The 10860-nt window shown below is 36.8% G+C and carries 12 protein-coding genes; 9 read left to right on the forward strand and 3 right to left on the reverse strand.

From position 1 onward, the window contains the following. Positions 1-101: 101 nt before the first annotated feature. The 9 genes from AC2A07_RS04190 (at position 102) to AC2A07_RS04230 (ending at position 7774) form a co-directional block, all read left to right on the forward strand. A complete protein-coding gene (locus AC2A07_RS04190) occupies positions 102-818 on the forward strand; it encodes a phosphoribosylanthranilate isomerase (protein ID WP_484049347.1) in 717 nt (238 codons plus the stop codon). Positions 819-851: 33 nt separating this feature from the next. After that, positions 852-1325 carry an OsmC family protein gene (locus tag AC2A07_RS04195; protein WP_484049348.1) on the forward strand — a complete coding sequence of 158 codons (474 nt, stop codon included), beginning with the start codon at positions 852-854 and terminating at the stop codon, positions 1323-1325. After that, positions 1318-2526: a tryptophan synthase subunit beta gene (trpB, locus tag AC2A07_RS04200; protein ID WP_314496454.1), complete on the forward strand. Its 1209-nt coding sequence runs from the start codon at positions 1318-1320 to the stop codon at positions 2524-2526. Before AC2A07_RS04195 ends, trpB begins: the two co-directional genes overlap by 8 nt. A 50-nt stretch (positions 2527-2576) precedes the next feature. Beyond that, positions 2577-3341 (forward strand): tryptophan synthase subunit alpha, encoded by a 765-nt coding sequence (trpA, locus tag AC2A07_RS04205; protein WP_314496456.1) that lies wholly within the window; start codon positions 2577-2579, stop codon positions 3339-3341. 31 nt (positions 3342-3372) lie between these two features. Beyond that, the gene (gene lipB, locus AC2A07_RS04210; protein ID WP_484049349.1) at positions 3373-4101 is read left to right on the forward strand and encodes a lipoyl(octanoyl) transferase LipB; all 729 of its coding nucleotides are present in this window, start codon (positions 3373-3375) and stop codon (positions 4099-4101) included. A gap of 608 nt (positions 4102-4709) precedes the next feature. Continuing rightward, complete coding sequence (locus tag AC2A07_RS04215) at positions 4710-5342, forward strand: NAD(P)H-dependent oxidoreductase (RefSeq protein WP_484049350.1); 633 nt, start codon at positions 4710-4712, stop codon at positions 5340-5342. A gap of 29 nt (positions 5343-5371) precedes the next feature. Beyond that, on the forward strand, positions 5372-5809 hold the full coding sequence (locus AC2A07_RS04220; RefSeq protein WP_484049351.1) for a MarR family winged helix-turn-helix transcriptional regulator: 438 nt from the start codon (positions 5372-5374) through the stop codon (positions 5807-5809). After that, complete coding sequence (locus tag AC2A07_RS04225) at positions 5806-6228, forward strand: Ohr family peroxiredoxin (protein ID WP_314496468.1); 423 nt, start codon at positions 5806-5808, stop codon at positions 6226-6228. Before AC2A07_RS04220 ends, AC2A07_RS04225 begins: the two co-directional genes overlap by 4 nt. A gap of 160 nt (positions 6229-6388) precedes the next feature. Then, entirely contained in the window at positions 6389-7774 is a 1386-nt protein-coding gene (locus AC2A07_RS04230) for a serine hydrolase domain-containing protein (RefSeq protein ID WP_484049352.1), read from the forward strand. A 40-nt stretch (positions 7775-7814) separates the two neighbouring features. Here AC2A07_RS04230 and AC2A07_RS04235 read toward each other — a convergent pair whose 3' ends face one another. The 3 genes from AC2A07_RS04235 to AC2A07_RS04245 all read right to left on the reverse strand — a co-directional run bounded on the left by AC2A07_RS04235 (position 7815) and on the right by AC2A07_RS04245 (position 10859). After that, positions 7815-8444: a peptide deformylase gene (locus AC2A07_RS04235; RefSeq protein ID WP_484049353.1), complete on the reverse strand. Its 630-nt coding sequence runs from the start codon at positions 8442-8444 to the stop codon at positions 7815-7817. Positions 8445-8717: 273 nt separating this feature from the next. Beyond that, positions 8718-9590, reverse strand: coding sequence for a ChaN family lipoprotein (locus AC2A07_RS04240; RefSeq protein WP_484049354.1), 873 nt, complete (start codon positions 9588-9590; stop codon positions 8718-8720). A gap of 240 nt (positions 9591-9830) precedes the next feature. Then, on the reverse strand, positions 9831-10859 hold the full coding sequence (locus tag AC2A07_RS04245; protein ID WP_484049355.1) for a hemin-degrading factor: 1029 nt from the start codon (positions 10857-10859) through the stop codon (positions 9831-9833). Position 10860 lies beyond the last annotated feature (1 nt).

Genomic DNA, 10860 nt, shown 5'->3' on the forward strand with positions numbered 1-10860 from the left:
GCGATGTAGCAATTCTTTAATGTAGCAGTTTACCAATGGGAGTGATGAGCGGTCAGGGACGAAATCACAGTTTTAAAATAACAAGTTAATAATGTAGCATGATGAGCGAGAAACCAGAAACCAACAGCCGGCAGCAGTTTAAAGTATGTGGACTGACCAGGCCTGATCAAATTCGGGAATTGACAGGATTAGAAATTGATTTCCTGGGTTTCATTTTTTACAGAGCATCACCGAGATTTGTCCTCAACCATTTGAGTCTGGACGAAATATCTAAAATTGTTCATCCCGGAAAAGTGGGTGTTTTTGTTAATGAAAGTATTGAAAATATCGTCGAAATCTCAGAAAAAGCACATTTAAACTTCATTCAGCTTCACGGAGATGAGACTAAAGATTTTATTATTGAGCTGAAAAACAGGTTGAAAGAAAACATCGGGATTATTAAAGTGATCCGGATTGGAAATCCATCTTCTGAAGAATTACAGACAATCATCAGCGTACAGCCGTCAGTTATCAGCTATCTGCTTTTTGATACAGATTCAAAAGCTTTTGGGGGAACAGGAAAAACCTTTGACTGGAAGATTCTGAAGGACGTTGAAATTCCATTCCCCTATTTTTTAAGCGGCGGAATTTCTCTTGAAAACATGAATGAATTAAACAGCTTTATTGAAGAAATGACAGGAAATGAAAATTTGACTGATAGAAAGCCACCTTTTGCTTTCGACATCAATTCGAAATTTGAGACGGAACCCGGAAATAAAGATGTAGAAAAAATAAAAAAGTTTATCAGCCACTTCAAAAGCCAGACGGGAACAGTATAACGCTTTCAAACCCATAAAGAAAAATAGTATCTCATGAAAGAACACCATTACAGATCGAAAACAGAATGGACAGGGAACACCGGTGAATCCACAAAAAATTACCGTTCCTATGAAAGAAGTTACACCGTTTCGGTTGATGGAAAAGCAGAAATCAAAGGCTCTTCTGATCCCGCATTTTTAGGAAATCCCGAACTTCATAATCCTGAAGATTTATTATTGGCTTCTGTTTCTTCATGTCATTTGCTGTGGTATCTACGTTTTTGCGCTGTCCATAAAATTCTGGTGCTGGAATACGTGGATTTTGCAGAAGGAACAATGGCAGAAAGTGAAAACGGAAGTGGAAAGTTTACAGGAATAACCCTTAAACCTAAAATTTTAGTTGCAGAAGAAAAGATGATTGAAAAAGCGGTCGAGCTACACCAACAAGCCAACCGGTACTGCTTTATTGCCAATTCACTGAACTTCGAAGTACAACATCAACCTGAAATTACTTATAAAAATGATTAAATCAAACTATAAAAACCCTGATCAAAACGGATATTACGGAGAATTCGGCGGAGCATTTGTTCCGGAAATGCTGTATCCAAATGTAGAAGAACTGCAGAAAAACTATCTTGAAATCATTGAGTCTGAAGAATTTCAAAATGAATACCAGGATCTTTTGAAAAACTATGTAGGCCGGGCTACTCCACTTTACTTTGCGAAAAACTTAAGCGATAAATACAACACCAGGATCTACCTGAAAAGAGAAGATCTCAACCATACGGGAGCGCATAAAATCAACAATGCGTTAGGACAGGTTTTACTGGCAAAGCGTTTGGGAAAGCACCGAATTATTGCAGAAACGGGAGCCGGACAGCATGGAGTGGCAACAGCAACAGCCTGTGCCCTGTTAGGCCTTGAATGTATTGTTTACATGGGCGAAGTTGATATCGCAAGGCAGGCTCCGAATGTAGGGCGTATGAAAATGCTCGGCGCAACGGTCATTCCTGCAACATCAGGTTCCAAAACACTTAAAGATGCTGTCAATGAAGCATTAAGGGACTGGATCAACCATTCCACGACAACTCATTATGTCATTGGAAGTGTGGTAGGACCGCATCCGTTTCCTGATTTGGTAGCGAGGTTTCAAAGTATTATTTCGAAAGAAATCAAAGAACAGCTTTTTGAGCAGGTTGGACGTTCCAATCCTGATTACGTTATTGCATGCGTGGGCGGAGGCAGTAATGCAGCAGGAACATTCTATCACTTTGTAGATGAAGAAAATGTAAAAATCATTGCCGCTGAGGCCGGAGGCTTAGGCGTAAATTCAGGAAAATCTGCAGCCACTACCTTTTTAGGGACCTTAGGGGTTCTGCACGGAAGCAAAAGTCTGGTTATGCAGACTGCAGACGGACAGGTTATTGAGCCGCATTCTATTTCTGCAGGTCTGGATTATCCGGGAATAGGACCTTTCCATGCTCATCTGTTTAAGGAGGAGCGTGCAGAGTTTTTCAGCATTACCGATGAGGAAGCTTTACAGTCCGCTTTTGACCTGACCAAATCAGAAGGGATCATTCCTGCCCTAGAAAGTGCCCATGCCTTGGCTGTTTTAGATAAAAAGAAATTTAATGAACAGGATATTGTTGTAATCTGCCTGAGCGGGCGTGGCGATAAGGATATGGAGACCTATCTGAAGGTACAGGAAGACGTAAATCAGAAGATGTAGTTTTAATCCGTTTAAAAATAAAAAAATTTCAACTCAAACCTATCAAAATTATGAATTCAGATAACTTCAATCTCCCGCTTCAAAAAAAACTTAATATCTACTTCACGGCCGGAATTCCAAAACTGGAAGATACTGCTGAAATTGTAAAACTTATTCAGGAATCAGGAGCAGACATGATGGAAATAGGCATGCCTTACTCGGATCCTGTCGCAGATGGTCCTGTGATTCAGAAAGCTCATGAGCTGGCTCTGAAAAACGGAATGACGATCTCCGCATTACTTTCTCAACTTAAATCAATCAAAAACGAAATTAAAATCCCTGTAATCTTAATGGGATACATTAATCCCGTTTTAAGCTTCGGTTTTGAGAATTTCTGCAGGGAATGCGCTGAAAGCGGAGTTTCCGGCCTGATTATTCCCGATCTTCCGTCAATTGAATTCGAAAAAAATTATCAGGAAATTTTAAATAAATACGGTCTGAATTTTACCTTTCTGATCACTCCTGAAACATCAGATGAAAGAATTCTGTATCTTGATTCTTTGAGTTCAGGCTTTTTATATGCAGTCAGCTCATCCTCTACTACCGGTAACGAAAACACGGTACTGAAAAATGAAGAATACCTTTCAAGAATAGCTTCACTTCCGCTTAAAAATCCTGTGATGATCGGTTTTGGGATTAAATCAAAAAGCGATTTTGACAATGTGACCGAAAAAGCAGACGGTGGAATTATCGGAACTGCTTTCGTCAATATTTTGCTGGATGATAAAGATTGGAAGATAAATGCCATAGATTTTATTCATTCATTAAAAAATTAAAAAACACTAAATTTGTCTGTTAATAAAAGGCATGAACACACATCAGAATAAAATCGTTGAGTTTGAAGATTTAGGCATAAAAGATTATCAGTCTTCGTGGGATTATCAGGAAAAACTGATGAAAGATGTCATCGAAACCAAGATCAAAAACCGTGATCTGCCCACCGAGGACCGTATAACCACCTCCAACCATTTCCTTTTGGTAGAGCATCCTCACGTTTATACTTTGGGTAAAAGCGGGCATGAAGAAAACATGCTTGCAGGTATCGATAAATTAAAAGAAATAGACGCAACTTTTGTCAAGGTGAATCGTGGAGGAGATATTACGTATCACGGTTTCGGTCAGATTGTAGGCTATCCGATCCTGGATCTTGAAAATTTTTTTACTGATATTCATTTGTACATGCGGAATCTTGAAGAAGTCATCATCAGGACAATGGCAGAATTTGGTTTAAAAGGGGAACGCTCTCCCGGCGAAACCGGTGTATGGCTGGATGTTGGAAAGCCTTATGCAAGAAAAATCTGTGCAATGGGAGTGAAGGCATCCCGATGGGTAACCCTGCATGGATTTGCATTCAATGTCAATACAGATATGCGTTATTTTGAGTATATCGTTCCATGCGGCATCAGGGACAAGCAGGTTACTTCTTTAAAGAGAGAGCTGGAAAGAGAACTTACAGCAGAAGAGATGGAAGGAATTAAGCTGAAAATCAAAAAGCATTTTGGAGATGTTTTTGAAGCGGAACTGATAAGCAGATAGTAGATGTTTAAATGACTCTCATGTTTATTTAATCCGATATCAAATTTTCACCCAATACTGTAAAAAAGTAAAGAATGATAGACTGGTGATTTATATTTATGAATTACCATCGAGAAAAATTAAAAACAACAGTACTGCTTATTTTCTTAAAAATATCTTCCCTTTTATGATTAATTTCAAAACGGTCTGACGATCGGTAAAAACTTATAGCATTCGTTATTCACTTAAGAATAACGCAGAACTGTGTAGGGATATGTTACTCGAATTACATCAATCCTAAGTTCAGATTAATTTCACATACCTTCAGGAAAGAGTTTTTAATTCCATTTAATTATTCCAGACATTCACGCTCCAAAAATAAAATTTCATTATACCATTATGATCGGCTTCAGAGATCATTATATAAATAATGTACAGGTAAATTTTTGAAAAAACAACATTTTTTGATCTCCTGTAAATTATCGTATCATTCGTTAAAAAAAATCACAAATTAATTCTAATAAATTTCACAAAATTAAATTGCACACAATTTAATTGTTTCGTACCTTTGTGGTGTTATTTGATTCAAATAATATATCGACGTAATTTTAACTTATAAATAATAGACAATGTCATTAATCGCAGATTTAAACTGGAGACATGCGGTAAAAGCATACGACTCCACGAAAAAGGTATCAGAAGAAGATTTAAATAAAATTTTAGAAGCTGCAAGACTGGCTCCTACTTCATCAGGCCTTCAACCTTTCCGACTGATCGTAGTTGAGAATCAGGAATTAAAAGAGAAAATGGTAAAAGGTGCATTAAACCCTGAAGTGATGAGAGATTCATCTCACGTTTTGGTTTTTGCAGCCTGGGACAGCTATTCTGATGAGAAAATTGATAAAGTGTATGATCATCATACCGATGTAAGAGATTTGCCAAGAGGTCGTTTCAGCAGTTATACGGATAAGATTAAAGAACTGTACGGTTCCCAGACTTCCGCAGAACATTTTGCCCACACTGCAAGACAGACCTATATTGCATTAGGCCTTGCAATGGCTCAGGCTGCTGAATTAAAAGTCGATTCTACTCCTGCAGAAGGATTCAGCAACGAAGTGGTCGATGAAATTCTCGGTTTGAAAGAATTAGGCCTTAAAAGTGTAAGTCTACTCTATCTTGGTTACAGGGATATTGAAAATGACTATCTTTCTCACATGAAGAAAGTAAGAATTCCGATGGAGGAATTTATCATCAGAAAATAATTTATTTCAATTTTTCGTCATCAAACTTTATGGAAAATCATAATGCAAACCAATTAGGAAATCAAATCTGTTTTCCGCTGTATGTCATCGCAAAAGAAATCACAGGTTTATACCGACCCTTTCTTGATGAAATTGACATCACCTATTCACAATATCTTGTGATGATGGTGCTTTGGGAAAAGGATGGATTGACCGTCAATCAGATCGGCGAAAAATTATATCTGGACAGCGGAACCCTGACCCCTCTTCTGAAAAGACTTGAAGGGAAAGGTCTTATTAGCAGAAAAAGAAAAAAAGAAGACGAAAGAGTTGTTGAAGTTTTTCTTGATCAGTCAGGCAGGGATTTACAGAAAAAAGCTTCCGGAATTCCGGCGAAAATGAAAGAAAAACTGAATCTGAGCACAGAAGACCTTCTTGAACTCAAAGAAACGGCTCAAAAAATTTTAAATAAAATTCAAAAAAAATGAAAACATTATATACAACCAACGTTACCGCTAAAGGCGGAAGAAACGGACAGGTGAAAAGCGAAAACGGAGTACTGGATCTTGAAGTAAGAATGCCAAAAGGATTGGGCGGAGCGAATGACGATTTCGCTAATCCTGAAATGCTTTTCGCAGCAGGATATGCCGCTTGTTTTGACAGCGCATTGAATTTGATTATCGGTAAATCTAAAATTGAAACCGGAGAAACTTCAGTTGCTGCGAAAGTAAGCATCGGACAAAATGAAGACGGAGGTTTTGGCCTTGCTGCAGAACTTGATGTTAACATTCCGGGAGTTTCCCTTGAAGAAGCTCAGGAACTTACAGAAAAAGCACACCAGATCTGTCCGTATTCTAATGCGACAAGAAATAATATTGAGGTGAAGCTTTCGGTAACCAACAACTGAAATTGATTTTCATCATACATAAATCTGCTTCTACAGAGGCAGATTTTTTTTGTGCATTATCACAATTTTCTGAAGGAAAACACCTATTTTTAACAGAAATAAAAATCTTTTAGATTCCGAATCATTTATACAATCACCTGTGAAAAAAATATTCCTGTTCTTGTTCACAATTCTCATGATCAATCTGTCTTTTGCCCAAACTGAAGATTATAAAACTGCGATTGAAAGTTTTGAAAAAAGATACAATACTGATCAGTATGATGAAATTTTCAACAGTTTTTCACCGGAAATGAAACAGGCATTACCACTTAAAAATACAAAAGAGTTTTTCAACAGCTTAAAAGCTACAGCCGGTAAAATTGAACATACAGAGTTTATCAAATATGAACAGGAAACTTACGCAACATATAAAACTAAGTTTGAAAAAGCTGTTTTATCAGTTAACATTTCGCTTGATGACGATGATAAAATCAACGGTTTTTTTGTAAAACCTTATCATGAAGCATCAATATCAACAGGTAATACCGTAAATGCATTATATAAATATCCTGATCCAATTGCCACGATTATTTATTTAAAATCTAAAAACTTCCCGGATAATACTCAATTTTCTATTGCTGTCATTCAAAATGGAAAAACAGATTATTACGGAATTATAAAAGAAAACGATTCTATAAAACCAATTGAAAATCAAAACAAGATCTTTGAAATCGGCTCTGTCACAAAAGTATTTACTTCCACTGTTCTGGCATCTCTGCTGGAAAACAGGAAGATAAGTTTTACCGATAACATCAATTCCTATTATCCTTTTCCTTTTAACAATAAGACAACAATCAGTTTTGAAAGCCTGGCCAATCATACTTCCAGATTGCCCCGTTTGCCGGAAAATTTAGATTTGTCCAATGATTCCAATCCTTACAAAAACTATGGCACAAAACAGATTGAAGATTACCTGAAAAACATTCTTAAGCCTGTAAACAAAGCATCAAAATCTTATTCTTACTCCAATCTTGGAGCAGGACTGTTAGGATATACTTTAGGATTATCCCAAAACACAAATTTTCAGGAATTATTACAGAAGATTATTTTCAACAAATACAAAATGAAAAATTCGTTTACCCGTTCTCAGGGTTTAGGCACCGGATTGGTGAAGGGTCTAAATACAGATGGAAAAACAATATCCAACTGGGATTTTGATGTTCTGTTTGGCGGTGGTGGAATATTATCAACAACCGAAGATCTGACATTGTTTGTAAAAGCCCAGTTTGATCCCGAAAACAAAGAACTTGCGCTGACAAGAAAACCTACTTTTACCATTGATGAAAAAATGAGAATCGGCCTGGGATGGCATATTTTAAAATCTGAAAACGGACAGGATTTGTATTGGCACAACGGTGGGACAGCCGGATATTCCTCTTCAGTAACATTTAATACGGATACAAAAACAGGAGTTATCATCTTATCAAATGTTTCTGCATTTCACCCGGAAACCGGGAACATTGACGGGTTATGCTTTGAATTGATGCGTGAAATAAGCAAAAAGTAATATCACTAAGCCTATTTTAAAAATTATTTTAAAATCAATTTTATCTGGTCACAGAATCACTTTTTTTATAAGCATCTACTTTTATATACTCGTTATTCAGTTCTTTTTCTTTTTTGTCTGAAATTAAAATTCCGAAAAGATGATCGGTTTCATGCTGAAAAATAACGGCTGTAAAACCTTCTACAATTTCTGAATATTTCTGCCCTTTCAGATCAGCATATTCCAATTGAATGACTTTGCTTCTGTAAAACTGGCCTCTGAATTCAGGAATCGACAAATCACCTTCCGGGCCGAGGTTCTGCAGCTCAGATTTCCAGGTGATCACAGGATTGATAAAGTATTCCAAAGGCTCTCCTTCTTTGTCAAAGCGCTGAACCCAAATCACTTTTCTGTTGATTCCAACCTGTGGCGCAGCGATGCCTACTCCACCATCTGTCGAGAGAAGAGATTCTTTCATTCTTGCCACTAATACTGCAGTATTGGGATCTGTAGGATCGATTTCTTTTGACTGATCCAGTAAAGTAGAGTGCTGATGGGCATCTGTTGTCTGAAAGATAGATAAAGCAGTTTTGACATTACCTTGATTGATGAGGGCGATCTCGGTCGAAGTTAGTTTTTGAGCGTTGATAAAACTGACGAAGAATAGGAGAAGTAAAGAGACTTTTTTCATTTTTTGTTGAAATCTTAAACAAATATAGATGTTTTTTTTAAACACATTCTGGATATTGGATTGATAAATTTCTTTCGCAGATTTGCTGACGGAGCAGATGTTTTCTGCATAATCATCTGTGTAAATCTGTGGAGACTTGTAACCGAATATTTTAACACATTAGTCACTTTAGATTTTATTTTATACTCTGAATACAAGAGCACATTAGTTTTAAAATTCTACGATTTTTTGGTATTACTTTCAAACTTTCCCATAGTATTTTACTTGCTTCTTCTAGTAAGTTTTCGTCATATCCGCAGGAATAAAAAGATTAAAATCAGTCGGTATATATTCCTTTTCAGGTATTTTCAATTCAGGATCTTCAGACTCAAAAACAGAGATGACCGCCATTTTCACATTCGGGTTTTTCTGTTTGATATACCAGTAAATTCCTCCAAATTCTTTGGTGTGAAAATTTCCGTTGTAATGAATAAATATTTTACCAGGCTCAACATTTTTCAGGATCGATTCAGCCATGGTAGCATCTTTTACTGCCTGTGCAGAAATAAAATTCATGACTTTGGTTCCTTCTGCATGCTCCCCCATCATAGTTTTCATTTCAGGATAGCCCGGTGTTTCTAATGTTACACTGATTGGCAGCTGAGCGATGTAGTTTTTTTCTTTGTCACTCAGTTTACTTAATGATTCCAAACCTTCTTTTGCTGTTTGGGAAGCATATTTTCTAGGGATATTGGTTGCCACAAACTTCAGCTTTTTATCTCTGGCAAAATCAACCAGCGGCTTATAATCAGTCGCATAATTATTCCATAAACGGGCAGAGTCTTTAAAAGTCTTAGCATCAAATTTTCCGTTCAGATATTGATTGAGCTGTGACTGATTATCCCTTTCAAACATTTCGGCTCCGAGGATAAGCTGTCCGTTTTTCTTATGAAATAAAGCTTCCGTGATTTTAAGCTGAAGCCAGTGATTGATCGAACTGTTGTGATTTTCACCAAAGAAAACAATGTCATATTCTTCCAGTTCCTTTACCAGTTTTTCGGTGGAAACCTTCTTACCTTTTTGATTATAAAACTGAAAAGCTTTTATTTCCTGAGCACTTACCATACAGAAACACGCCAGTAACAGGATGATGAAAATATTTTTCATTTTTTAGATATTATTTTTTAAACATTAAGATCACAGATGATTTTCACAAATATCACAAATTACACTAAATTGAATTGTAATCCATGGTATTTTTCAACTGTTTGCATTTTTTATACATTTAAGAACCGAATTTTGATTTTGCGTTTATTCCCAAAAATATCCGGCAGTCTATACTGAAAATAAAAAAGACCGCTTTGAGTTTCAAAAAAAACAAAACGGTCTTCATCAATCAATTATCAATTACTTTTCTAAATCTGCTACAAGATCTTTCCATTCCTGTAATTCCGGGATTCCCGGTTTTCTCTTACCGAAAAACTGAACGATGAAATCACCTTCTTTATTGAAAACTTCAATAGCAGTCACTTCCCCATCTTCGGTTGGCTTTTTCACGATCCACACCTCTGCAATTTTCGTAACATCTAAATGAAGGTTGAAATCCGGATCAATTACATTAAACCACTGTTGGTGCCACATGGTTTTGTTTACTTCCCCTGTATGAATCTGTATAATCCCTCTGTTACCAACAAAAATCATGATCGGCAGATTCTTTTCGGAGGCATCCTCCAATACATTCACCACCTTTGAAGTTTCTATTTTCTTCGCATATCCTTCAGGAGCCAATCGTAATGCCTGAGTTCTTGAAACCCCGAATTTCCTGGTCATCATAAAGAAGTCATGGGTATCTTTTAATTCGGTCCATGCTTTTTTAAATCCGTCAGCATCGATGTCTGAATCTTCTTTTTCAGGAGCTTTTGCAGCTACTGCTTCAAATTCAAAAGTTTCACTTTGATTTTCGGCTCTGAACTGATCAACAATCACATCAAATGCTTCTGCATTGCTGTCTTTGGTCAGGTATATTTTGTGAAGAGCAAGACCGTCTTTTCCAAAGAACTGAAGGCTTTTTCTATCTCCCTCAACGACTGCAAATGCGAACTTCCAATGATTCATAAAGATTCTGAGATCAATATCTTCACCTACAAAAAGCTGTGCATGAGGTCTGCTGAAATCAGCATTAAGATAAGTCCCTTTTCTTTCGTGTACACACTCATCGTTTCTTGTCAGTGCCATTACTTTACCCAACTTTTCAACTTCGGTCAGGATATTGGTAAATTCAGCCGTCAGAACCGTTACTTCTTCTCCAACATTTGTCAATAAAAGTTCTGCTTCGCTTACGCCTAACTGTTCAGCTGCATTTCTTATTCTCAAATGTGGGTTTTCTGCTTTAAGAGCTTCCCATTTTTCTTTCAGTTCGTTAACTAATATGCTCATT

Source organism: Chryseobacterium sp. HNCC26DJ238 (genome assembly GCF_057180465.1).

What these genes read in the sequence shown, in the direction of transcription:
- AC2A07_RS04190 (WP_484049347.1), top strand. Translation starts at nt 102, where the DNA reads ATGAGCGAGAAACCAGAAACCAACAGCCGGCAGCAGTTTAAAGTATGT.
- AC2A07_RS04195 (WP_484049348.1), top strand. Translation starts at nt 852, where the DNA reads ATGAAAGAACACCATTACAGATCGAAAACAGAATGGACAGGGAACACC.
- trpB (WP_314496454.1), top strand. Translation starts at nt 1,318, where the DNA reads ATGATTAAATCAAACTATAAAAACCCTGATCAAAACGGATATTACGGA.
- trpA (WP_314496456.1), top strand. Translation starts at nt 2,577, where the DNA reads ATGAATTCAGATAACTTCAATCTCCCGCTTCAAAAAAAACTTAATATC.
- lipB (WP_484049349.1), top strand. Translation starts at nt 3,373, where the DNA reads ATGAACACACATCAGAATAAAATCGTTGAGTTTGAAGATTTAGGCATA.
- AC2A07_RS04215 (WP_484049350.1), top strand. Translation starts at nt 4,710, where the DNA reads ATGTCATTAATCGCAGATTTAAACTGGAGACATGCGGTAAAAGCATAC.
- AC2A07_RS04220 (WP_484049351.1), top strand. Translation starts at nt 5,372, where the DNA reads ATGGAAAATCATAATGCAAACCAATTAGGAAATCAAATCTGTTTTCCG.
- AC2A07_RS04225 (WP_314496468.1), top strand. Translation starts at nt 5,806, where the DNA reads ATGAAAACATTATATACAACCAACGTTACCGCTAAAGGCGGAAGAAAC.
- AC2A07_RS04235 (WP_484049353.1), bottom strand. Translation starts at nt 8,444, where the DNA reads ATGAAAAAAGTCTCTTTACTTCTCCTATTCTTCGTCAGTTTTATCAAC.
- AC2A07_RS04240 (WP_484049354.1), bottom strand. Translation starts at nt 9,590, where the DNA reads ATGAAAAATATTTTCATCATCCTGTTACTGGCGTGTTTCTGTATGGTA.
- AC2A07_RS04245 (WP_484049355.1), bottom strand. Translation starts at nt 10,859, where the DNA reads ATGAGCATATTAGTTAACGAACTGAAAGAAAAATGGGAAGCTCTTAAA.